24 protein-coding genes and 2 pseudogenes are annotated in these 22153 nt (G+C 73.1%); 17 read left to right on the top strand and 9 right to left on the bottom strand.

The window, feature by feature from the left end; genetic code table 11:
- The first annotated feature begins 38 nt into the window (after positions 1 to 38).
- From AB0D59_RS29405 to AB0D59_RS29395, 3 genes are all read left to right on the top strand, one after another.
- Positions 39 to 503: a cupin domain-containing protein gene (locus tag AB0D59_RS29405; RefSeq protein WP_362571541.1), complete on the top strand. Its 465-nt coding sequence runs from the start codon at positions 39 to 41 to the stop codon at positions 501 to 503.
- A gap of 48 nt (positions 504 to 551) precedes the next feature.
- Positions 552 to 1562 (top strand): RNA polymerase sigma factor SigJ, encoded by a 1011-nt coding sequence (sigJ, locus tag AB0D59_RS29400; RefSeq protein WP_362571538.1) that lies wholly within the window; start codon positions 552 to 554, stop codon positions 1560 to 1562.
- Positions 1563 to 1739: 177 nt separating this feature from the next.
- A complete protein-coding gene (locus AB0D59_RS29395) occupies positions 1740 to 2573 on the top strand; it encodes a pentapeptide repeat-containing protein (protein ID WP_362571536.1) in 834 nt (277 codons plus the stop codon).
- Here the strand turns inward: AB0D59_RS29395 and AB0D59_RS29390 are convergent.
- Positions 2532 to 4073, bottom strand: coding sequence for a cytochrome P450 (locus AB0D59_RS29390; RefSeq protein WP_362571533.1), 1542 nt, complete (start codon positions 4071 to 4073; stop codon positions 2532 to 2534). The two genes, AB0D59_RS29395 and AB0D59_RS29390, sit on opposite strands and share 42 nt — an antisense overlap.
- Positions 4074 to 4181: 108 nt before the next feature.
- On the opposite strand from AB0D59_RS29390, the gene AB0D59_RS29385 reads away from it, so the two are divergent.
- Together AB0D59_RS29385 and AB0D59_RS29380 are read left to right on the top strand one after the other, a co-directional pair.
- Positions 4182 to 4787, top strand: coding sequence for a TetR/AcrR family transcriptional regulator (locus AB0D59_RS29385; protein ID WP_362571530.1), 606 nt, complete (start codon positions 4182 to 4184; stop codon positions 4785 to 4787).
- 124 nt (positions 4788 to 4911) lie between these two features.
- Positions 4912 to 5643 (top strand): DUF2470 domain-containing protein, encoded by a 732-nt coding sequence (locus tag AB0D59_RS29380; protein ID WP_362571527.1) that lies wholly within the window; start codon positions 4912 to 4914, stop codon positions 5641 to 5643.
- Here the strand turns inward: AB0D59_RS29380 and AB0D59_RS29375 are convergent.
- From AB0D59_RS29375 to AB0D59_RS29365, 3 genes are all read right to left on the bottom strand, one after another.
- Positions 5611 to 6810 carry a lactonase family protein gene (locus AB0D59_RS29375; protein ID WP_362571524.1) on the bottom strand — a complete coding sequence of 400 codons (1200 nt, stop codon included), beginning with the start codon at positions 6808 to 6810 and terminating at the stop codon, positions 5611 to 5613. The two genes, AB0D59_RS29380 and AB0D59_RS29375, sit on opposite strands and share 33 nt — an antisense overlap.
- A 107-nt stretch (positions 6811 to 6917) precedes the next feature.
- A complete protein-coding gene (locus AB0D59_RS29370; protein WP_362571521.1) occupies positions 6918 to 7958 on the bottom strand; it encodes a hypothetical protein in 1041 nt (346 codons plus the stop codon).
- The gene (locus AB0D59_RS29365; protein ID WP_362571519.1) at positions 7955 to 9235 is read right to left on the bottom strand and encodes an FUSC family protein; all 1281 of its coding nucleotides are present in this window, start codon (positions 9233 to 9235) and stop codon (positions 7955 to 7957) included. Before AB0D59_RS29365 ends, AB0D59_RS29370 begins: the two co-directional genes overlap by 4 nt.
- Before the next feature lie 198 nt (positions 9236 to 9433).
- On the opposite strand from AB0D59_RS29365, the gene AB0D59_RS29360 reads away from it, so the two are divergent.
- Positions 9434 to 9832 (top strand): DUF3592 domain-containing protein, encoded by a 399-nt coding sequence (locus AB0D59_RS29360; protein ID WP_362571516.1) that lies wholly within the window; start codon positions 9434 to 9436, stop codon positions 9830 to 9832.
- Positions 9833 to 9926: 94 nt separating this feature from the next.
- Positions 9927 to 10835, top strand: a complete 909-nt coding sequence (locus tag AB0D59_RS29355; RefSeq protein ID WP_362571513.1) for a DUF3626 domain-containing protein — start codon at positions 9927 to 9929, stop codon at positions 10833 to 10835.
- Here the strand turns inward: AB0D59_RS29355 and AB0D59_RS29350 are convergent.
- Positions 10781 to 11044 (bottom strand): annotated as a pseudogene (locus AB0D59_RS29350) (LuxR C-terminal-related transcriptional regulator); the annotation flags it as partial. The gene AB0D59_RS29355 and the pseudogene AB0D59_RS29350 overlap by 55 nt on opposite strands.
- On the opposite strand from AB0D59_RS29350, the pseudogene AB0D59_RS29345 reads away from it, so the two are divergent.
- From AB0D59_RS29345 to AB0D59_RS29335, 3 genes and pseudogenes are all read left to right on the top strand, one after another.
- Positions 11041 to 12129: pseudogene (locus AB0D59_RS29345) on the top strand (reductase); the annotation flags it as partial. The pseudogenes AB0D59_RS29350 and AB0D59_RS29345 sit on opposite strands and share 4 nt — an antisense overlap.
- 225 nt (positions 12130 to 12354) lie before the next feature.
- Positions 12355 to 13644: an ROK family transcriptional regulator gene (locus AB0D59_RS29340; protein WP_362571510.1), complete on the top strand. Its 1290-nt coding sequence runs from the start codon at positions 12355 to 12357 to the stop codon at positions 13642 to 13644.
- A 75-nt stretch (positions 13645 to 13719) separates the two neighbouring features.
- A complete protein-coding gene (locus AB0D59_RS29335; RefSeq protein ID WP_362571507.1) occupies positions 13720 to 13944 on the top strand; it encodes a hypothetical protein in 225 nt (74 codons plus the stop codon).
- A gap of 12 nt (positions 13945 to 13956) precedes the next feature.
- Here AB0D59_RS29335 and AB0D59_RS29330 read toward each other — a convergent pair whose 3' ends face one another.
- Together AB0D59_RS29330 and AB0D59_RS29325 are read right to left on the bottom strand one after the other, a co-directional pair.
- Positions 13957 to 14919 (bottom strand): SDR family NAD(P)-dependent oxidoreductase, encoded by a 963-nt coding sequence (locus tag AB0D59_RS29330; protein ID WP_362571504.1) that lies wholly within the window; start codon positions 14917 to 14919, stop codon positions 13957 to 13959.
- Positions 14920 to 15211: 292 nt separating this feature from the next.
- Complete coding sequence (locus AB0D59_RS29325) at positions 15212 to 15721, bottom strand: hypothetical protein (protein ID WP_362571502.1); 510 nt, start codon at positions 15719 to 15721, stop codon at positions 15212 to 15214.
- A gap of 61 nt (positions 15722 to 15782) precedes the next feature.
- Between AB0D59_RS29325 and AB0D59_RS29320 the strand changes: the two genes are divergently transcribed.
- Positions 15783 to 16031, top strand: coding sequence for a hypothetical protein (locus AB0D59_RS29320; RefSeq protein WP_351703860.1), 249 nt, complete (start codon positions 15783 to 15785; stop codon positions 16029 to 16031).
- Positions 16032 to 16061: 30 nt separating this feature from the next.
- Here AB0D59_RS29320 and AB0D59_RS29315 read toward each other — a convergent pair whose 3' ends face one another.
- Complete coding sequence (locus tag AB0D59_RS29315) at positions 16062 to 17303, bottom strand: family 16 glycosylhydrolase (protein WP_362571499.1); 1242 nt, start codon at positions 17301 to 17303, stop codon at positions 16062 to 16064.
- 181 nt (positions 17304 to 17484) lie between these two features.
- Positions 17485 to 17919, bottom strand: a complete 435-nt coding sequence (locus tag AB0D59_RS29310) for a VanZ family protein (RefSeq protein ID WP_362572010.1) — start codon at positions 17917 to 17919, stop codon at positions 17485 to 17487.
- A 643-nt stretch (positions 17920 to 18562) separates the two neighbouring features.
- Here AB0D59_RS29310 and AB0D59_RS29305 point away from each other — a divergent pair.
- The 6 genes from AB0D59_RS29305 to AB0D59_RS29280 form a co-directional block, all read left to right on the top strand.
- A complete protein-coding gene (locus tag AB0D59_RS29305; RefSeq protein ID WP_362571496.1) occupies positions 18563 to 18745 on the top strand; it encodes a hypothetical protein in 183 nt (60 codons plus the stop codon).
- Positions 18742 to 19194, top strand: a complete 453-nt coding sequence (locus AB0D59_RS29300) for a monovalent cation/H+ antiporter complex subunit F (protein WP_362571493.1) — start codon at positions 18742 to 18744, stop codon at positions 19192 to 19194. The genes AB0D59_RS29305 and AB0D59_RS29300 overlap by 4 nt, the downstream gene beginning before the upstream one ends.
- Positions 19187 to 19441, top strand: coding sequence for a hydrogenase subunit MbhD domain-containing protein (locus AB0D59_RS29295; RefSeq protein ID WP_362571490.1), 255 nt, complete (start codon positions 19187 to 19189; stop codon positions 19439 to 19441). Before AB0D59_RS29300 ends, AB0D59_RS29295 begins: the two co-directional genes overlap by 8 nt.
- Positions 19438 to 20178: an MnhB domain-containing protein gene (locus AB0D59_RS29290; RefSeq protein ID WP_362571488.1), complete on the top strand. Its 741-nt coding sequence runs from the start codon at positions 19438 to 19440 to the stop codon at positions 20176 to 20178. The genes AB0D59_RS29295 and AB0D59_RS29290 overlap by 4 nt, the downstream gene beginning before the upstream one ends.
- Before the next feature lie 7 nt (positions 20179 to 20185).
- The gene (locus tag AB0D59_RS29285; protein ID WP_351747717.1) at positions 20186 to 20536 is read left to right on the top strand and encodes a sodium:proton antiporter; all 351 of its coding nucleotides are present in this window, start codon (positions 20186 to 20188) and stop codon (positions 20534 to 20536) included.
- The coding region (locus tag AB0D59_RS29280; RefSeq protein ID WP_362571485.1) for a proton-conducting transporter membrane subunit at positions 20536 to 22153 on the top strand (1618 nt) is incomplete at its 3' end. The genes AB0D59_RS29285 and AB0D59_RS29280, both read left to right, overlap by 1 nt.

Genomic DNA, 22153 nt, shown 5'->3' with positions numbered 1-22153 from the left:
ATTCGGATCCGACCGAGCCGCCCAAGGAGGCCACACACATGTCCCAAGACCGTTTCGTCCTGCTGGCGCCGGGTGCCGTCCGGCCGGGGCGGATCCCGCTGCCGCCCGCGTTCGCCGTCAAGGCGACGACCGACGACACCGAGGGGCGTTTGTCGGTGCTGGAGGTGACCCTGGCCCAGGACATCCCGCGCCATGTCCACCGGCACGCGGACGAATGCGTGTACGTGCTGGAGGGCGTCCTGGAGATCGAGTTCGACGACCGCAGGCACCAGGCGCCCGAGGGAACCTTCGCACTGCTCCCGCGTGGCGTCCCGCATGCCCTCCGCGGCGCCTCCGACCCGCCGCCCCGGGTCCTGCAGATCTCCTCGCCCGGCGGCTGGGAGCGGTACCTGGAGGACCTGATCGAGGCGGGGCCCGCCGTCCTCACCGAGGGGCGGCTGGATCCCGTCAAGGTCAACCCCATCGCTGCCAAGTACCACATCGGCTACGAGGAACAGAGCTGAGCACGTCGGATCGGAGGACAGGAAGACAGGAAGACAGGAGGGCGACCGATGACAGCCGAATCCGACGAGAGCCCGGCGACGGGCGGAGCGGGACCGACCCGGGACGTCCCGGTGGGGCCGGGAGACCGGCGGGACGTCCCTCCGGACGCCGCGACACGGCTCTTCGTCGACCATCGCGAGCTGTTGTTCTCCGTCGTCTACAACATGCTCGGCAGCGTCGCCGACACCGAGGACGTACTCCAGGAGACCTGGCTGTCCTGGTCCGGCAAGACCGTCCGGACGCCGCTGCGGGAGATCGGCAATCCGCGCGCCTATCTGGTCCGGATCGCGGTGAACCACGCGCTCGCCCGGCGGGCGGCCATCGCCTCCCGGCGGGAGACATACGTCGGTCCCTGGCTGCCCGAGCCCCTGGTCACCGACGCCACCGCCGGCCTCGCCCCGGACACCGCCGACCACACGGTCCGCTCCGACACGGTCTCCATGGCGTTGCTGGTGGTCCTGGAGACCCTCACCCCGCTGGAGCGGGCGGTGTTCGTCCTCCACGAGGTGTTCGGCTATCCCCACACCGAGATCGCCGGCATGCTCGACCGCAGCCCCGCCTCGGTACGTCAACTCGCCCACCGGGCCCGCGCCCATGTCCACGCCCGCCGCCCCCGCTACCGCGCCCACCCCCGGGTCCGGCGGGAGGCGACCGAGCGGTTCGTCTCGGCCGCCCTCGGCGGTGACCTCCACGCACTCATGGAGATCCTCGCCCCGGACGTGACGGTCTGGATCGACGGCGGAGGCGTACGGCAGGCGGCCGGGCTGCGTCCGGTCCACGGCCGGGAGAAGGCCGCCCGCATGCTGGCCGGTTACGCCACCCGGCGCGCCGGGGACCTGGACGTGCACTACCGTCGGGTCAACGGCGACGACGCGGCGGTGCTGTTCACGGGCGACTCCCCGTACGCCGTGATGGTCATGGACCTCACCCCGGACGGCGACCAGGTCTCCGGCGTCTACGTCGTCACCAACCCGGCCAAGCTGACCCACGTACGACCGGACGAGGACCCGGTTCAGTAGCGCGGGGTGCCTTCCGGCAGGGGCGGAGAGACCGAACCCGGCCCCCCCCGTCGACCGTGGCGCCCGATGACCGCGGCCCGCTCGGCGTCGGCGGGTACGGCCGAGGGTGTCCTCCAGCGCCCGGAGAGCGCCCGGAGAGCGTCCTAGGCGCGGTGCCCAGGTCAGTACGCTGGGCGGATGCCAGAACAGATATCCGAACAGTCGCGGCTGCGCGGGGACTGCACACGTTGCTTCGGCCTGTGCTGTGTCGCTCTGCCGTTCACCGCCTCGGCCGACTTCGCGGTCAGCAAGCCCGCCGGGAAGCCCTGCCGGAACCTCGGCGGCGACCACCGCTGCGGCATCCACACCGAGCTGCGGCAGCGGGGGTTCACCGGCTGCACGGTCTACGACTGCTTCGGCGCCGGTCAGCGGGTCTCGCAGGACACCTTCGGCGGGCAGGACTGGCGGACCGGGACAGCGGAGCACGCCCGCCGGATGTTCGACACGTTCCCGGTCGTACGGCAGCTGCACGAACTGCTCTGGTACCTCACCGAGGCGCTCGGCCTGCCCGCCGCCCGCCCGGTCCACGGTGAGTTGAGGCAGCTGCTGGTGGACACCGAGGAACTCACGCTGGGGACGCCCGAGGAACTCGGCGCCCTGGACGTGGCCGCCCACCGGCAGCGGGTCAACGTGCTGCTGCTGCGCACCAGCGAGCTGGCTCGCGCGGGAGTGCGGGGCCGGGCGAAGGACCGTCGGGGCGCGGACCTGATGGGTGCCCGGCTCAGGGGCGCCGACCTGCGCGGCGCGAGCCTGCGCGGGGCCTACCTGATCGCCGCCGACCTCACCGGAGCCGACCTGCGGGACACCGACCTGATCGGCGCCGACTTGCGCGACGCCGATCTCACCGGCGCGGACCTCACGGGCGCGTTCTTCCTGACCCAGCCGCAGCTCGACGCCGCCCGGGGGAGTGCCGGCACCCGGCTGCCGGCGTCAGTCACCCGCCCCGTGCACTGGACAGCCGCCGCCTTCTGAGGCGGGTGAGTCGTCCGGCACGGTCACCGGCGCCGGGGCGGGCCGGCGCCGCTCCAGCCGCAGCCGCAGCCCGTCCGGCATCAGCGTCAGCCGCTCGGTCACCCGCAACCGGTAGCCGGGGTCGGCCGTCAGGTCGTAGCGGCGCAGCAGCAGACCGAGGACCAGGGTCGCCTCGTGCAGGGCGAACTGGCGGCCGATGCAGGCCCGGGCGCCCGTGCCGAACGGCTTGAAGGTGTGCGGGGCCCGGCCGCGTGCCGCCTTCGCCTCGAAGCGGTCCGGGTCGAAGCTCTCGGCGTCCGGACCCCACACCGCGGGGTCGCGGTGCAGCATCGGGGTCAGGACCAGGGCCCAGGCGCCCCGGCGCATCGGATGGTCCCCGGCGAGCACGGTGTCCTTGCGGGCCTCGCGGGCGAAGGCGGGGGCCGTGGGCCACAGCCGCAGCGACTCGTCGAGGACCCGGCGGACATAACGGAGCTTGGCGACCTGGTCGTAGTCCGGCGCGGGCGTGTCGCCCCAGACGCGGTCGACCTCGGCGGCGGCCCTGGCGGCGATCTCCGGGTGCAGGGCGAGGTAGTGCAGGGCGAAGGAGAGCGCGCCCGAGGTGGTCTCGTGGCCGGCCACCAGGAAGGTGATCACCTGCCGCCGTACGTTCTCGGCGGAGAGCCGCTCCCCGGTCTCCGGGTGGGCCGTCTCCAGCATCCGGTCCAGCAGGTCGCCGTCCCCGCGGCCGGTCCTGCGGCGCTCGGCGACCAGGTCGTCGACCGTGCGGTTGAGGTGGTCGATGTCGGCCGCGTTGCGCCGCGCGGCCTGCCGCAGCAGCAGCGGGGCCAGCGGCGAGGGCACGCTGTTGAGGCGCTGGGCGTAGGTGAGGGTGCCGATCATCGCGGTCACGAAGGGGTGCGGCCGGTCCCGCTCGAACGAGCCGAAGTCGTGCCCGAACCCGGTGCGGGCGATCGTCTCCAGGGTCAGCTTGGTCATGTCCCCGGGCACGTCGACCCAGCGGCCGGCCGCCAGCTCGCGGTCCCAGTGGCCGGTGAGCCGGCCGGCCACCGACAGCATCATCGCGTGATAGCCCTCCATGGCCTCCCGGCTGAAACCCGGGGCCAGGACGTCGTGCGCCAGCTGCCAGTTCGGCTCGTGGTTGTACGCCGTGAACAGGCCGTCCCCGGCGATCGGGCGCAGATTGGCGACCCCCAGGCCCACGTGCTTGGCGAACCGCGACTCGTCGGCCATGTCGGCGGCCGGTTCGGCGCCCCACACGAACACGAACTCGTTGCCGAACGCGCGGCGCCGGAAGATCGGGCCCAGCTGCCCGGCGAAGCGCATCGAGTCCTGGAGCGGCTTGCGCCGGTCGACGCCGAGGACGTCGCCGAGGAAGGGCACCCGGTGCGGCGGGTGCGGTATGCGGTGCAGCTCGGGCCAGCCCTGCTCGGCACCCCGGAACCCCTTCGGCAGCGGGCCGTCCGCCCCTGTCGCCGTCTGCGTGGCCGTCTCCGCCATGGCGCGATCTCCCTCGATGCTGCGGCAGGTTGAGCTAGTTGTACGTGGGTTCAATAGGCGGGCTCAGTCTCATCCCGTTGTTGAACCCACGTCAAGTAAGGTGCGGGCATGGTCGCGAACCAGGGTGAGCGCAGCCGCCGCAGACTCAGTACCGCGGAACGACGTGAGCAGCTCCTCTCGGTCGGGGCCGGGCTCTTCTCCGAGAGCCCGTACGACGAGGTGTGGATCGAGCAGGTCGCCGAGATCGCGGGCGTCTCCCGGGGCCTGCTGTACCACTATTTTCCGACCAAGCGTGATTTCTTCGCGGCGGTGGTGGAGCGGGAGAGTGAACGGATGCTGCGGATGACGGCGGCCGAGCCCGGCGTGCCCGCCCGGGAGCAGCTCACCGCGGGCCTCGACGTCTACCTCGACTACGTCCACACCCACGCACACGGCTTTCGCGCCTTCCATCGCGCCGAGGCCTCCGGCGACCAGGCCGTGCGCCGTGTCTACCGGCAGGCGCAGGCCGCCCAGGAGCGCCAGATCCTGGCCGCCCTCGCCGCCGACCCCGAGTTCGGCCCCGCCCTGGAACTGCGTCCCGACACCCGGCTGGCGGTGCGCGGCTGGCTCGCCTTCACCACGCACGTCTGCCTGGAGTGGCTGCGCACCGAGGAGCTGACGCGGGAGCAGGTGCGGGACCTGTGCGCGCGGGCGCTGCTGGGCGTCATCTCCTGAGCGTCGCGGCCCCTTCCGGCGCCCTGTTCCTCACGCCGTTCTTCACGTACGCCACGCACTCCGTGCTTGGCGTACTCCCCGATCTTCGATAAGTTAGGTGAGGCTTACCTAAGGAGGTTTCGGGATGGGTGACGAACAGGCAGCCTGGGCTGCCGGCCCCGGCGCGGCCGAACAGGCCCGGTCGCTGCTGGCCACGGCATGGTCGTGCAGGGTGACCGCGGACGGCGGACGCGAGGAGTTCGTCGGCGCGCACGCCGTCGCCGACGACGGCCGGGTGCTGCTGCACGTGCCGGAGGACAGCGCCCTGCTCGCGGCCGCGATCTGCGCCCCGCGCGGCGAGCCGTCCGCGGTGCTGGAGTTCGCCGACGTCGCACCGGTCCCGGTGCGCAACCGGATCCGGGCCCGGCTGTGGATGGCCGGCTGGTTCGCGCCCTCCGACGAGCACCTCGTCCTCCAGCCCACCCGTGTGGTGCTGCGCCGGCCCTCCGGCGCGGTCGTCGTCGACCTCGACGAGTTCGCCGCCGCGCACCCCGACCCACTGGCCGGAGCCGAGGCCCACCTGCTCACCCACCTCGCCGACGCCCACCCGGACGCCGTCGAGCGGCTCACCAGGCTCGTCGAGCCCGAGAGCCTGCACGCCGCGACCCGTGTCCAGCCCCTCGCCGTGGACCGGCACGGACTGACCCTGCGCATCGAACGCACCCGCGCCCACGGCGACGTACGGCTGGCCTTCCACGCGCCCGCCGACGACGTCGCCCAGCTCACCGAGCGCATGCACGTCCTGCTGAGCCAGGCCAGTGCCGCCGCCTCCTGCCCGCGGACGCTACAGCGGCAGCGCGCAGACGGCGACGGGTGACGCGAACGGCTCGCCCGCGAGCCGGAGTTCACCGCCCTGTGGATCGAGGGTGAAGACGCTCACGGTACCGGACCGCTGGTCGGCGGCGAACAGCAGCCGGCCGTCCGGCGAGAACGCGATCTGCCGGGGGAAGTCCCCATCCACCGGCACCGTGTCCAGCAGCCGCAGCCGGGCCCCGTCGGCCTCGACCGCGTACCGCGCGAGCGTGTTGTCGCCCCGGTTGGCCAGGTAGGCGTAGGCGCCGTCGGCGGTGACCAGGATCTGGGCCGGGTAGTTGGTGGTGCCCGATCTGCTGCCGGTGGACTGGGGTGCGCCGATCGAGAGCCGGCCGCCGGCCGGGTCGTAGCCGCACACCGCGATCGTGTCGTCCACCTCGTTGGCCAGGTACGCGTACCGCCCGCCCGGATGGAAGGTCAGATGGCGCGGGCCGGCCCCCGGCCTGGTGTGCGCCTGGGCGGCCTCGGTGAGCCTGCCCGTGGCGAGGTCCAGACGGTAGCTGTAGACCGTGTCGGTGCCCAGGTCGACGGCGAGGACATGGCCGCCGTCCGGGCTGGTGATGAACTGGTGGGCGTGCGGGCCCTGCTGACCGGGGCCGGGCGCCGGACTGGAGTGCGTGACCAGGTCCGTGCGCTCGCCGAGGGCGCCGGTGGCGTCGATCGGATGGACGGCCACACTGCCCGAGGTGTAGTTGGCGCTCAGCAGCCAGCGGCCGCTCGGGTGCACCGAGAGATGGCAGGGCCCTGCCCCGCCCGTGCTCCGGCTGCCGAGGATCTTCCGGTCCGCCAGGCGCACGGCGGTCACCCCGCCGTCCGTGCGTTCGTTCACCGCGTACAGCGTCCGGCCGTCCGGGTGGACCGCCAGATACGACGGGTCGGCGACGCCGGCGATCGTGCCGGTGCCGGTGATCCGGCCACTGTCGGGGGCGTAGGTGGCCAGGCCGATGCCGGTGCCGCCGCCGTCCACGGAGGTGTAGGTGCCGAGGTAGAGCGGGCGCGGGTCGGCGGGTGACTTCGTCGGGGACCCGGGGGCCGGGCGCGGTGCCGGGCGGGCCCCCTCGGGCGGTGCCGCCGGTGCCGGGACCGCCACCACCGCCGCCGCGCCCGCCAGCGCACCGACGAACCGGCGCCTGCTCCAGCCGCCACGCGTCGCTTCCGTACCACTGCCCATGCCCGCACCTCAGGTCGTCGGTCGCCTCGGTCGTCACAGCAACCTTGGCGTGGGCCCCTGGGCAAAGGCAAGACGGACAACGGCCGTTGCACATCTTGCAACGGATGTCACCAGTCGCCGTCCTCCACGGGCGTGCCCGGTGTGTCCTTCAGGGGCGTCACCTGCCCCTGGGACGGCTGCTGCCAGGGCTCCAGGTCGTCGCCGAGCCAGTCGCCGACCGGCTTGACCGCCGCCAGGGCGTCCGTGGGGGCGAGATCCTCGGCGTCCTGGTCGTAGTAGTCGTACCAGGGCAGCTCGGCGCGGGTGTACGCCGCCCGGTCCACCGGCGACGGCGGGGGCGCCTCGCCCGTGATGCGGCGCCACTCCGGGGGCGTGACCAGGTGCACGAAGACCCGCCCGGCAGGGCTGTCGGCCCAGTCCTCCGGCGGCCGGGCGTCCTGGTAGACCTCCTGGCGCATCGAGCCGCCGACCCCGAGCCCCATCCCTGCCGAGCGGGAGCGCGGGGCGGCGGCGGGCGCGGGGGCGGCGGGCGCCGAGGCCATCATCGGCAGTGCCGCGCCGTAGCCGCCGAGCGTCCCCGGCGCGGGCTTCCGCTCCCGCCGCAGCCGCTCCTCGCGCCGCCACCGGGCGAGCGGCCCCTCCTTGAGAGCGAAGGACTGGAGCTGCACCCCGCCCCACACCTCCTCGCCGGTGACCTGTCCCTCCACCGTGGCGCCGAGACCGAGCGGCACCGCCACGAACTGGCGGATCGTTCCCTTCCCGGAATTGATGCCGTCCAGCCAGGGCTGCCGGGGCAGCACCAGGTAGTTCTGCGGATCCCGGGACAGCCGGTCGCTCCACGGCTCGCCGGAGACCGCGCACACCTTGCCGACGCCGACCTGGAGGGCGGCCGGCTCCACGGTGCCCGCGAAACTCAGCCACATCGCCTCGCGCAGATACACCGGCAGCATCACCCCGCCACGCGCCCGCCACCCGGCCGGGACCGTGTCCGGGTAGTCGCTCACCCGCCGCACCGGGAACTCGCCGAGCCCCGGTGGCAGCGGATGCGTCCCCGTCTCCGGCAGCCGCAGCGTGCGCACGAAGCGCACCGCCGCCCCGCCCGGCAGCCGCAGCGTGTTCCCGTCGATCCGTACCGCCGTGTCCGTCACCGGCGTGCCCCCTTCTCCGTCCCGGACTGAGAACGCCCCGCACCATCCGTCCGGTTCCGCTGCAGTCGCTCCGGGACGCCGATCCGCTCCCGCAGCCAGGTCAGCCGGGGACGCCGGGCGCGCTGCTCGCCGGAGACGCGGTCCAGCTCCTCCAGCAGCCGGCGGGTGCGGTTCTCGGTGTCCATCTCGTCGAGAAGCCGGTTGACCTCGGTCAGGACGGCACCGAGCAGCTGCCAGTTCCGGTCGTCGTGGCGGATCTCGTCCCGGAGCAGCTCGGCGAGCTTGTCGCGGGTGCCGGTCGCGGTGTGCAGCTCGGCGGAGAGCCGGGCCTCGGCCGACTCGGCGCTCTCGCTGATGCTGGTCGTCACCAGCACCGCGAAGCTCACCACGGCGTCGGCGATCTGGGACAGCAGCTGCTCCACGGCCGCCCCCGCGTCCGAGGCGAACAGCGCCTCGGGTTCGCGGGCCTTGGCCAGGTCGGTGAAGGTACGGGCCAGTACGCGCAGCACGACCGTGCAGATCTCCAGGGTGTCCAGGCCGGTGCGCAGCACCACCCGGTGCAGCAGGCCCTCCTTCACCCGCGGATTGAGCCGCAGGCTGTCCTCGGCCTGCCGCAGCGCCGCGTCCACCTCGACGATGGCGTGGTCGAGCCGGCGGGCCTCGTGCAGCCGCTCGGCCGCCCGCTGCCAGGGCGTCAGCCCCGACGCCTCCTCGCCCATGCGCAGCATCAACTGGCGCAGCCGGCGGGCCAGGCCCTCGATCGACTCCCCGGCCTCGTCCACCCACACCGGGGGAGGCAGCAGCAGATTGCAGGCCATGCCGACGACCGCGCCGATCAGTGTCTCCACGATCCGCGCCCACGCCGTACTGCTGATGGTGGTGACCCCGAGCACCAGCATGGCGCTGATCGCCACCTCGGGGATGTACTCGTCGACCCTGACCAGGTGCCCCACCGCCAGCGAGGCCACGATCAGCAGCGCCAGGCTCCACCAGGTCAGCCCCACCAGCTGGCTGAAGGCGATGGCGACCAGCACGCCGGCCACCACCGCGTTGACCCTGCGGAAACCGTTGGTGAGGGTCGCGTACAGGGTCACCTGCACGACCAGGAGCGCGGTCAGCGGAGCGGTGAGCGGTGCCGGTTCCGGGCTCAGCCGGAGCGCGACGACGTAGGCGACCGTGGCCGCGGCGGCCGACCGCAGCGTCTGGACGACCACCGGGTCCCGATGGCGCCGCAGCAGTCGCGGCAGACCCTTCGCCCACTCCCGTACGTCTTGCATCCCTTGCCCTGTTCCCACTCACGCGTCACGTCGAACGTATTTTCCGCGGATCAGTCGCGCGCCGGTGGCTGGGTGACCAGGGTGGACTACGGAGGGTTTCCGAGCACCGCGCCCCGGCACTCGCAACCGAACACCAGGCCGATGCGTCTCCTGCTCCCGAGGTGTCGAACGGACGGGCGGGACGGAAGGGTTGGGACGTTGGACTTCGGCGCGGTGCTGTGCACGGTGGTGGGCCTCGGGCTCCTCGGGTTCGCGGTGCGGGAGAGCGCGGTGGTGCGGCGGTTGCGCCGGCACGGGCTACGCACCTGGGGAGTCGTCGTGGACAACGTGCGCACCCGCGACAGCGACGGGCCGAAGTGGATCCCCGTCATCGCCTTCACGGACCGCTCCGGCTACCGGGTGGAGTTCTCACCCCGCATGCACGGCTCCGGCATGGGCCTGGCCACGGGACGCGAGGTGGAGGTGGTCTACCTGCCGACGAACCCCCAGACCGCCCGCGTCCGCATGTGGCGCCACGTCGTGGGCCCACTGATGTTCCTGATCTTCGGCGGAGCGGTCTTCCTCGGCGTCGCCGTACTCATCGCCCTGACGAGCTGACGCCGGCCCGACGAAACGACCGCGACCGGGCCGGCCGTGATCGGATAAGGTCGGCCGGCGCCGAGCGAGCGGGAACAGGCCGCAGGGGGAGCCGATGGAACTCACCGACATCGCAACGGCACGAGCCGCGGCAGCGCTGCGCCATGTGGCCGCGCTGTCCTCGGGACCGGCCCTCGACCCCGGTCTGCCCATCACTCTGAACTTCCACCCCGACCGGCTGTCGGCCGGGCTGCCGATCCTGGAGGCGCTGGCCCGGGACGGGGCCTACCACTCACAGTTCGTCACCGGCACGAGCAACGGCGGGCTCACCGCGCACCCCGGCGGCGACCGCTGGCGCTGGGAGAGCCGGATCTTCGGCGGGACCTACGACGACGCGGCCCCGGCAGAACGGCCGGTGTACGGGGCGCTGAACTTCCGCCGCCAAGTGGTCGGCGCGGCCCCCCGGTTCGGTTCCTCGCACCTGCGGCTGACCGGACCGGCACTGCACCGCGCGACCTTCTGCCACCCCGACAGTGCGGCCGAGCCGACGGACTTCGGCGTCGCCGCCGGAACGCACCTGCTCGCCCTCGCCGAGGCCGACGAGCAGGACGCCCTCAACGACTACATCGAGACACAGGTGCACGGCGGTGTACGGCTCGACCGGGACGTGGCGGCCCTCGTCCTGGACGCCTGCTACCGGGGCACCCCCGTCGAAACGGCGGCCCACCGGCTGCCCTTCCCGGTCGAATGGCACCCCGGCTACCGGCTCACCGTGCCCGACCTGCGCCGCCACGCCGGCTACCGGGGCCCGCAGTACGCCGAACTCGGTGCCCTGATCGCCGAGAAAGGTGTCGTGGACCCCCGGATCATCGGCGACGCGGCCCGCACCGGCCGGTACGGGATCCAGGACCTCAAAATGGTCTGGCACACCCTCGCCCGCTTCGGTGCCCCGGCAGGCGCCGGTGCGGCCTACTCCGTCGGCTCGGGTGGCCAGGTACCGGGGGTCAGTACGCCCAAGGCGTAGGCGCGGGCGACCAGTTCGGTGCGTTTGGCGGCGGACCAGCGGGCCGACAGGCGGCGCAGGTGGCAGGTGACGCCGTCCTTGGTGACGCCCAGGTCGCGGGCGGCCTGGGCGGTGCCGGCGCCCCTGGCCAGCAGGGCAAGGACCCGCCCCTCCACCGGGGTGACCTTGGCCGGCTCCGCCGCGGGCGCCTCGCGCTCGCCGTCCAACCGCCCCCGGCCACCCGCGCACCAAGCGGTTCCTGCGCGTCGCCCTGCCCGACGGCGTCACCTACCGCACCGCCGACCACCTGACCGTGCTCCCCGCCAACGCCCTGGAGCTCGTCACCCGCGCGGCCACCGCCCTCGGCGTCGATCTCGACACCGTCCTCGACATCCGTGCCACCCGCCCGCGCCGCGACGGCCTCGCGGTCGACCGTCCGCTGACGGTGCGTGAACTCCTCACCCACCACGTCGAGTTGCAGGAGCGGCCGAACGCCCACCAGCTGTCCCTCCTCGCCGACGCCAACCCCTGCCCGCCGGAGCAGGCCGCGCTCGCCGCGCTGAGCGACGATCCGCGCACCCTGGTCGAGATCGTCGAGGACCACCCGGCGCTGCGCGGCGCCCTCGACTGGCCCCATCTGCTCGACCTCCTGACCCCGCTGAAGCCGCGCCACTACTCGATCTCCTCGTCGCCCGCCACCGACCCCCGCCACGCCGACCTGATGATCTCCCTGCTGGAGGCTCCCGCTCGGTCCGGCAAGGGCACCTACCGGGGTACCGGCTCCGGCCACCTCGCGACGCTCCGCCCCGGCGACACGCTGTACGCCCGCGTCCAGCCCTGCCGGCAGGCCTTCCGGGTCGACGCCGGCGCACCGGTCGTCATGATCGCCGCGGGCACCGGCCTGGCCCCCTTCCGGGGCGTCGTCGCCGACCGTACGGCCGCGCTCGCGGCGGGTGCCGAACTTCCGCCCGCCCTCTGCTACTTCGGCTGCGACGCCGCCGACGCCGACTTCCTGCACGCCGAGGAGCTCCGCCGGGCCGAGACCGCCGGAGCCGTGTCGCTGCGCCCGGCCTTCAGCACGGCGGGCACCTTCGTCCAGCACCGCATCGCCGCCGAGGCCGACGAGGTCTGGGCCCTGCTGGCCGCCGGCGCCCGGGTGTACGTCTGCGGGGACGGCAGCAGGATGGCACCGGGCGTACGGGAGGCGTTCCGCACCCTGTACCGAGAGCGCACGCCCGGTGGTGACGCCGACGAGTGGCTGAACTCGCTGGTGGCGGAGGGCCGTTACGTGGAGGATGTATACGCGGCATCCTGATCGGTACCCTGGGCCTGAAGCCCCTTCGGGGGTGCGGGGCACTGCGCGAGAGACCAGGGCGGACCGACAGCCCGCGCACAACCCGCACCCCCACGGCGCTCCCCGTACCCGCCCGCCCTCCCGGAACCCTTCACTCACAGCGTGAACTAAGGGTTGGGAAAATATCGCTTCCCATCGCCCGAAGGAGTATGTTGCAGGTCGGGAAGGGTTCGTGAAGGGAGCCACATGGCGGGGCGGAACGGGCGCACGGTACGCGACCTCAGGAGGGCCAACCGCACGGCCGTGCTCCAGCGGCTCTATTTCGACGGCCCCCTCAGCCGCTTCGAGCTGGGCCCGGCCACCGGCCTGAGCTCCGGCTCGGTGAGCAACGTGGTCGCCGACCTGGTCGCCGACGGCCTGGTCGAGGAGGCCGGCAGCGTCGACTCCGACGGCGGCCGCCCCCGCACCCTGCTGCGCGTCGCCCCGCACAGCGGTCACATGATCGGCGTCGACGTCGGCGAGACCCGGGTCCGGGTCGAGCTGTTCGACCTCACGCTCACCGAACTCGCCCGCGTCGAGCGTCCGCTGGAGCAGCAGGGCTACGACGTCGAGGTGATCGTCGGCCACATCCGGGACGGCATCGCGGAGGTCCTCGCGACCGAGGGGGCCTCGCCCGAGCTGCTGCTCGGCGTCGGTGTCGGCGTCCCCGGCATCGTGGAGCACACCGCCGACCGGGGTGCCCTGGTGCACGGCCAGACCATCGGCTGGGACGCCGTCCCGCTGGAGGAGCTGCTCCGCACCGGCTGCCAACTCCCCGAATCCGTCCGGTACTTCATCGACAATGGCGCCAAGACCCTGGGGCAGGCCGAGATGTGGTTCGGCGCCGGGCGCGGCGCGGACAACGCGGTCGTGGTGCTGTTCGGCTCCGGCGTCGGCGCCTGCCTGGTCACGGCCGAGGTGGAGCACGGCCGGGCCGTCGAGTGGGGCCATCTGACGGTACGGGTGCGGGGCCGCCGCTGCCGCTGCGGTGCGCTCGGCTGCCTGGAGGCGTATGCCGGCGCCGAGTCGCTGCTGGCCCGCTGGCGGGAGGAGGGCGGCCGGCCGGCCGAGGGCACCGACGAGGAGACCGCGCTCACCGCGATGCTCGCCGCCGCCTACCCGCCCGAGGGCACCGAGCCCGACCCGGTCGCGCTCGCCGTCCTGGAGGAGACCGCCGAGTACCTGGGCGCCGGGCTCTCCGACCTGATCAACCTCTTCCAGCCGGAGCGGATCCTGATCGGCGGCTGGGCCGGTCTCCAGCTCGGAGCCCGCTTCCTGCCCGCCGTACGCCGGTACGCGGCCACGTACGCGCTGCGCCACCCCGCCGAGCAGGTCACCATCGATCTCGGCCGGCTCGGGCCGGACGCGGTCACCGTCGGTGCCGCGATCCTGCCCCTCGCCGACTTCTTCAGCCGCGGCGGGCGCCGCGCGGAACCGGCGACCGAGGACCGCCTGCCCGCCTGGCGCACGGCACTGGAGGAGCGGACCCCGCGCTGAGCCGCCCCCGGTTTCACGGCGCCCGGGCGAGGTACCCGGGTAGTGCCCGGACCGATACGTGCGAGGGGAGCAGCCGTGGGTAACCAGCAGAACAGTGGGCCCGTACCCCGGGACATGCCGGACCAGCAGGCCCGGTCCGACGGCCGTGACCCGTGGGACGCGGCCGAGGGCAGCGGCCCCGACGCCCACGACGACGGCGACCTCCCCGACACCGACGAGGCCGGGTCGGGGCCCCGGGGCGCACCGCGCCCGGGGGTGGTGAACCCCGAGGAGCCACTGCCGGACGAACCGTCGGCCTGAGCGCGGCCGTGCTCAGGCGAACGCGTTCACGCCCGTCAGTTCCGCCGAGAGGTCCCAGAGGCGGGCGGCCTGGTCCGGGTCGATCGCCCAGTCCTTGACGCCGGTCGGCTCGCCCTCCACGGCGGGCTCGGCGATGTCGCAGTCCTCCAGGTACACCCCGCCCATGTCCGCGAGCTGCGCAGAGGTGGCCGCCCAGGTCTGGGTGGCCGCGCCCTGCGGGGGCGTCTTGAAGCCCTGCGGGTTCAGCACGGTGCCCTGCTCGTCGACCCAGCCGCGCTCGATCATCTCCTCGCGGGGGATGTGCCGCTGGAGCGGGGTCATGATGCCGCCGGGGTGCAGGGCGAAGGCGCGCACGCCGGAGTTCTGGCCGAGCCGGTCGAGGTGCACGGCGAACAGCACGTTCGCGGTCTTGGCCTGGCCGTATGCCTGCCACTTGTCGTAGTCGTGCCGCCACTGGACGTCGTCCCAGCGCATCCCGGCGAAGTGGTGGGCGCGCGAGGAGACCGACACGACCCGTGCGCCGCCCGGTTCGAGGGCCGGCCAGAGCCGGTTGACCAGGGCGAAGTGCCCGAGGTGGTTGGTGGCGAACTGGGCCTCCCAGCCGGGCCCGACCCGGGTCTCGGGGCAGGCCATGATGCCCGCGTTGTCGATCACGAAGTCGACGGGCCGGCCGGAAGCCAGGAACCGCTCGGCGAAGCCGCGCACGCTGTCCAGGTCGCCGAGGTCCAGTTCGTCCACCTCGACCCGGTCCAGGCCGGCCAGCGCCTCCCGGGCGGCCTCGGCGCGCCGCGCGGGGACGACGACGTGGGCGCCCGCCTTGGTCAGCGCCCTGGTCGTCTCCAGGCCGAGTCCGGAGTAGCCGCCGGTGACGATCGCGAGCCGGCCGTCGAGGTCGAGGCCCGCCAGGACGTCGTCGGCCGTGCTGTCCGCACCGAATCCGGAACCGATCTTGTGCTGAGGAGTCGTAGTGCTCATGACCCGAACGCTACGAATTGGAGTGCGCTCGAAGTCAAGCCGAGATCCCGGGGCCCGTGAACAGCCCCCGAACAGCGGAAAGCCCCGGCCGCGACGGGGGATTCGCGGCCGGGGCGGCCAAGTGGTGGGCACGGATGGCGGTCGCCTCTCGGCGAAGGGCTCCACAGGGCTTCAGCCGAACGATCGTCCCTGTGGGCAAAAGGTGAGGCCCGGGGACACTGTCCCATCCGCACCCACGGTTGCTTCAACGGACAACCACCCCGGACTGTTCCGATCGCGCAAGTGAGGCGCGTCACCGGCCCTGGTCCAGGCCGGTGGCCGCCGCACGGGCCCGGCGGTTCGCGCAGCCGTTCCGGGGACAGGGCGCGGGCCCCTGAGGGCCGGGCGAGTCGTGCCTGAGCGCCGCCCACGCGTGGCCGAGCGTGGCCGCGGTGCGGCCCGTCTCCTCGATCGGACCGGCCGCCGTCGGGCCGGTCCGAGCGCAGAGGGCGGTCCCCGCGCACTGGTCCCGCAGCCGGGAGCCGGCCTCCGTCGTGGATTCGCCCGTATCTCCCTCAAGCGTGCGCAAATATCCGGGCAAATCTCCGGTGAGCGATTCCCGGACCACCTGGGCCGTCTTCGGGCCCGCGCCCGGCGGTGCCGCGTGGGCGCCGGCCCGGGCCCACTCGGCGATCTCACCGGCGGGCAGGGCGGCCAGGACTCGTGCGGCGGTACGGAAGGCGCCCGCCCGGTAGGCCGGCGCCAGGGGCCGTTTCCGCAGGAAGGCGATCCGTTCCGGCGCCTCGACGGGTTCCGTGGCCACCTCCGCCGTCAGGGTGACTCGGGCAAGTCACTTCCGCCCGGGGAGATCTACCCTCGATTGCATGACCGAGATAGCGAGCCCGTTCATCTCCCAGCCGCGGATCCTGGTGCTCGGGGTCATGACCGGCAAGCCGGGCACCCCGCCCTTCCGCATCGTGGAGATCGACGGCGAGGTGGTCGGTGAGGCGAGGGACATCACCGAGGTGCTGGCGGTCGCCGCGACCCACGGGATCACGGTCCACGACCTGGACGACCCGGCCGTGGTCTGCTGGGTGGGCGGGGACAAGTTCACCTGGATTCCCCGCCACTAGACAGCGAGCGCTGGACAGCGAGCCCTGCCCTCAGCCGACGGTCCACTTCTGGTTGGCGCCGCCGGAGCAGGTCCAGATCTGCAGCCGGGTGCCGTTGGCCGAGTTGTTGCCGGTGACGTCCAGGCACTTGTTCGCCTGCGGGTTCACGATGTCCTGCGCCGAGGAGACGGCCCACTTCTGGGCGGCGCTGCCGTTGCAGTCGTAGAGCTGGACCGGCGTGCCGTCCGCCGTGCCGCCACTGGTGACGTCCAGGCACTTGCCGAGGGCGCGGATGGTGCCGTCGCTGCCGACCGTCCACTGCTGGGCGGCGCTGCCGTTGCAGTCGTAGAGCTGGACGGCGGTGCCGTTGGCGGAGTTCGCCCCGGCCACGTCCACGCACTTGCCGGCCAGCCCCTTGATCGCGACGCCGGCCGCGGTGTCACTCGTCGTCACCGACACCGAGTCCACGACCAGCTGCGCCGGGAACGCCGTGGAGCTGTTGGGGTCGCCCGGCCAGTAGCCGCCGACGGCCAGGTTCAGGATCAGGAAGAACGGCTTGTTGAACGCCCAGGTGTTGCCGCCCACGTCGGCGGGGGTGCGGGTCTGGTAGGCGATCCCGTCGACCGACCAGGTGATCGAGTTGGGCGCCCAGTCGACCGCGAAGGTGTGGAAGGCGTCCGCGAAGGCCTGGCCGTTCGGCAGCGTGTAGCCGGCGCCTATCCCGGCCGAGCCGGAGTAGCCGGGGCCGTGGATGGTGCCGTGGATGGTCGAGGGCTCGAAACCGACGTTCTCCATCACGTCGATCTCACCGGAGTTCGGCCAGCCGACCGACCCGATGTCGGTGCCGAGCATCCAGAACGCCGGCCACATGCCCTGCCCGCGCGGGATCTTCATCCGGGCCTCGACATGTCCGTACTGCGCGCTGAACTTGCCGGAGGTGTTCATCCGGGCCGAGGTGTACTGACAGGTGCCGTACCAGCACTGGTAGTTGGCGGGGTTCTCCTTCTTGGCCGTGATGACCAGGTGGCCCTGGCCGTCGAGGGCCGCGTTGTTGGTGCCGGAGGTGTAGTACTCCCGTTCGTGGTTGTTGACGTTGTCGCCGGTCTCCAGGGTCCACTTCGAGGAGTTGACCGCCGAACCGGCGGCGCCGTCGAAGGTGTCGGAGAAGGTCACGGCGGCCGCGCCGGCGTCGGCGGCCTCGGCCCGGTGTGCGGGACCGACAGCGACCGACCCGACGAGGGCGGCGGACAGTGCGGCGAACAGGCATCTGCGGATAAGGCGCGGGGAGGCCACGGCTCGTCCTTCCGTACGGCGGCCGGGTGCGGGGAGGCAGCCGGCCGGGGTGGGGGGTGAAGGCGTCGCTTCTTGATTTAAGAGATGAGATAAGTGGTGCGTCAATACTTTGGTACGGACCAGTGTCGGACAACCGGGTGACGGCCCTCCCGGGCTCCCGCGCGGTGCGTCCGCGGGCGGGTCACGCCTTCGCCTTCTTCGGCTTGCGCGCGTGGACCGCCCGGCCGAGCCGGCGGCCCAGCAGCACCCAGCCGATCAGCGCCCCCGAGGTGTTGAGGATGACGTCGTCCACGTCGAAGGCGCGCCCTTCGACCAGCAGGCCCTGAGCCGTCTCGACCATCAGCATCACGAACGCGGTGAGCAGCAGCACCCCGAAAAAGCCCCGGGCTCGCGGCACGAGGACCGGCACGATGATCCCGAACGGCACGCCGAGCACGATGTTCCCGCCGATCTGCTTGACCGCGTCCCGCAAGGCGGGCTGGTCCAGATAGATCTTGAGGGAGCGGCCGGGATGCAGATTGGTGTGCGCGATCGCCTCGGACGCCGGCGACGGATCCAGCGTCAGCCGGGCCAGTACGACGGCGAACGCCACCATCACCGCGAACGCGCACAGCATGGCCAGCACCCGCAACGGCAGCGGGAGCGGACGGCGTTCGGTGCCGGTGGCCTTGGCGGTGCGGCTCGTCCTGCCGGAGCCGCTGCTCTTCTTCGCACCGCCTGTCCTGCCGGTGCCGCTGCTCTTCCCCGCGCCGCTTGCCCTCTCGGTACGGCCTGCCTTGCCGACGCGGCCTTTCTTCCCGGTGTCGGCCGCCTTTCCGGTGCCGGCCTTCGTGGTGGCGTCCGGCTCGGTTCGGCGAAGGCCGACGGCGCGGGCGACCTTGGTCAGTACCCCGGTCTGTTCGCCGGTGTCCTTGTCCGTGTTCGTCCCCTCGTTCTTCTCGGCCCTGGTCGTGCGCAGGCGCGAGGCGGCACTGGCCATTTGGTCCTCCACTTGTGAACTATCCCGCGTGCTAGCCCAGTTACCCAGGAACCGTCCGTAGATGCCCGCGCCCACGGCCCCGCCCTCGGCCCCGCCCTCGGCCCCGCTCACGGCCCCGGCCGGGGCGGCGGCCGGGGCGGACCCGAGGTTTTCGTCCGCGCTCCCCGGGCACTCCGGACCCGTTCCCGCGTGCCGTCGCTCCCCGCGACGGACGCGGTGCTTGGATGCCGGAGGCGGCGAAACGGGCATAGCGCCGCAAGGCGACCCAAGGAGGCGACGTATGACCGGACGTACGGCGCTCGTCGCCGCGGCAGAACTGCTCTCCTGGTGGGCCGGACTGGCCCTGCTCTGGCTGGTGTTCATCGGCAGCGTCGACACCCTGGAGCGCGTCGTCGGCGCGAGCGCGGCGGCCGTCGGCGCCCTCGCGGCCCGGGCCGGCCGACGGGCGGTGACCTGGCGGTGAACGGCTGGATCCTCGCCGCGACCGTGCTGCTGGCCGGGGGAGTGGGCACCGCCCTGTGGGCGGTCGCCACCGGCCCGCTCGGCCGCCGGGTGGTCGCCCAGAACCTCGCCACCTCGGCGGTCTGCCCCAGCCTGCTGCTGCTCTCCCAGGGCTACGGCCGTACGTCCTACGTCGATCTCGCGCTGCTGCTCGCGCTGCTGGGCCCGGTCGGCACCCTGGCCTTCGCCCGGCTGCTCGCGGACGACCTGGCGGGCGAGCGGCCCGGCGCCTGGGGCCTGACCTGGACGGCGGCCGGGGTCGGCGCGGTGGTCGTGCTGGTGCTGTGCGCGGTGACCGGACCGGGACGGGCGATGGTGAAACTGCTGGTGATCGGGGCGTTGCTGATCGGCGGGAACGTGGTCGCCTCACGCGCGCTGTCCGGCGGGCTCCGGGGGGTGCGCGGTGGCTGACGCGGTGATCGTCGTCGCGCTGCTGCTGACGGCCGCCTCGGCGACCGTGGCCGTGGCGACCCGTGACCCGGCCCGCCAGGCCCTGGTCCTGTCCCTGCTCGGTCTGGTCCTCGGCGCCCTGTTCACCGTGCTCCAGGCCCCCGACGTCGGCCTCTCCCAACTCGCCGTCGGCTCCGCGCTCACCCCGCTGCTGATCATGCTGTCGGTCCGCAAGGTGAAACGGCGCGGCAAGGAGGGCGACAGGTGACCCGGCGCCTGCGGCTGTGGCTGCTGGCCGTCGGCGGCACGGGGCTCGCCGTGCTGCTGGTCGCCGCCTGCCTCGACCTGCCGTCCTTCGGCGGCCGCAGCCACCCCTACGGCGACCGCGCCGTCCGGGCCTCCCTGGCCCGGCACACCGCCAACGTCATCTCCTCCGTCAACTTCGACCAGCGCGCCTACGACACCCTCGGCGAGATGAGCATCCTCTTCGCCGCCGTCCTCGGCTGTGTGGTGCTGCTGCGCCAGACCCACGACGAGCACCGGGCCCGCCCGCGGTCCCTCGAAGTCGCCCCGCCCGTCCGCCGGTACGCCCTGCTGGTGCTCCCGGTCGCCCTGGTCACCGGCCTGTACATCATCGCGCACGGCCAGCTCAGCCCCGGCGGCGGCTTCCAGGGCGGGGTCGTCGCCGCGACCGCCCTGCACCTGCTGTACCTCGGTGCCGACTACGACGCCCTGGAACGGGTGCGCCCGATCGGCGTCTTCGAGGTCGCCGACTCCCTGGCCGCCTGCGCCTACCTGGTGCTGGGCCTGTCCGGGCTGCTGGCCGGCACCGCGTTCCTCGCCAACACACTGCTGCCGTACGGCACGTTCAACACGCTGTCCTCCGGCGGCCTGGTCCCCCTGCTGAACGCGGCCATCGGCATGGAGGTGGCGAGCGCGGTCGTCGTCCTGCTCGCCCGCTTCCTCGACCAGGCCGTGGAGATCGAGGACGAGAACGGGAGTTGAGCCGCCGATGATGCACGTCTTCCCCTATCTGGTCGCCGTCTGGATCTTCCTGACGGGCTGTTACGGCCTTGCCACCAGCCGGAACCTGATCCACGCCGTCGGCTGTCTGGCCGTCGTCCAGTCGTCGACGTACGTCCTGCTGCTCGCGGTCGGCTACCGCGACGGCGGCACCGCACCGGTCTTCTCCGATCTCAGGCCCGGCACCCGGCCGCTGGTCGACCCGGTGGTGCAGGCCCTCGCCCTGACCGACGTGGTCGTCGGCGCGACCGTCACCGCGCTGCTGCTCGCGCTGGTCCTGCAGATCGCCAAGCGGCACGGCACGGTCGACCCGGACGAACTGACGGAGCTGCGCGGCTGATGCACCACCTGCTGCCGCTGCTCGTGGCCGTCCCGCTGCTCGGCGCCACCCTGCTGGTGGCCGGCGGCCGCCGGCTGCACCGGGTCCTCGCCGAGAGCTTCGCCTGCGCGGTGTGCGCGGGCACCTGCGCCCTCGCGCTGATCCTGCTGCTCAACTCCTCGCCCCCGCTGGTCGAGTGGGTCGGCGGCTGGCGGCCGGTCGGCGGGGAGAGCGTCGGGATCGTACTGGTCGGGGACGGTCCCGCGCTCGGCATGGCCGCCCTCGCCTCGCTGCTGACCCTGGCCGCACTAGTCTACTCCTGGCACTACTTCGCGGAGCCGCCGCACCGGCACGCGGGATCCTTCCCGGCCCTGATGCTGGTCTTCCAGGCCGGGATGTGCGGCTTCGCCCTCGCGGGCGACCTGTTCAACGCGTTCGTCTTCTTCGAGCTGATGAGCGTCGTCGCCTACGCGCTGACCGGCTACCGCATCGACGAGGCGAAGGCGGTGCAGGGGGCGCTGACCTTCGGCGTGGTCAACTCCCTCGGCGCATACGCCATGCTGACGGGCATCGCCCTGCTGTACGCCCGCACCGGCGAACTCGGCATGGCGAAGATCGGCCACGGCCTGGACGCACACGGCGGGCCCGACGCACTGGTCCTCGCCGCCTTCGTCCTGGTGCTCACCGCACTGCTGGTCAAGGCCGCAGCCGTGCCCTTCCACTTCTGGCTCCCGGACGCCCACGCCGTCGCCCCCACCCCGGTCTGCATGCTCCTCTCCGGAGTCATGGTCGAACTCGGCGCCTACGGTGTGTGGCGGGTCTACGGCACGGTCTTCGCCGGACCCGGCGGCATCCCGGCCGCCGATCTGGAGCGGGCGCTGGTCGTGCTCGGCGCGCTCACGGCCGTGCTGGGCGCGTTCATGTGCTGGCACCAGCGGCACATCAAGCGGCTGCTGGCCAACTCCACGATCGCCCACACCGGGCTGTTCCTCGTCGGCCTCGGCGTCCTGACCCCGGCGGGCGACTCCGGAACCGCCCTGTACCTGCTCGGGCACGCCGGAGTGAAGGCCGCCCTGTTCGCCTGCGCGGGGATCCTCCTGGACCGCTACGGCAACGTCGACGAACGCGCGCTGCACGGCCGGGCCCGTGAACTGCGCACGGTGGGAGTCCTGTTCACCCTCGGGGCGCTGGCCCTCGCGGGACTGCCGCCGTTCGGCACCGCGCTCGGCAAGTCGGTCGCCGAGGAGGCGGTGGGCGCTCCACTGACCGTGCTGTACGTCGTCGTGTCGGCGGTGACGGCGGGGGCGGTGCTGCGGGTCGCCGCCCGCGTCTTCCTCGGCCTCGGGGACCAGCCGCCCAGGGGCGACGCGTACGAGACCACCGGGACCGGTGAGGAGCCCGAGACCGAGGGCCGGCTCGGGCGGATCCCGGGCACGATGACCGCCGTACCCGCCGTACTGCTGGCCGGCGCCCTCGCCCTGGGCCTCGCCCCTCGCTTCCCGGAGGCACTGGCCCGGGCCGTCGACAAGGGCAGGACCCCGGTCGCCGTCCACTGGACGGCGACCGGGGTCCTGCTGGGCTGCCTCTCCACCCTCCTGGCCGGCGGGCAGGCCCCCCACCCGGTAACCCCCCCCGCCC

The sequence above is a fragment of the Streptomyces sp. NPDC048417 genome (genome assembly GCF_040651615.1).
Lineage (GTDB): Bacteria > Actinomycetota > Actinomycetes > Streptomycetales > Streptomycetaceae > Streptomyces.
This window is presented reverse-complemented; position numbering and strand designations above follow the sequence as displayed.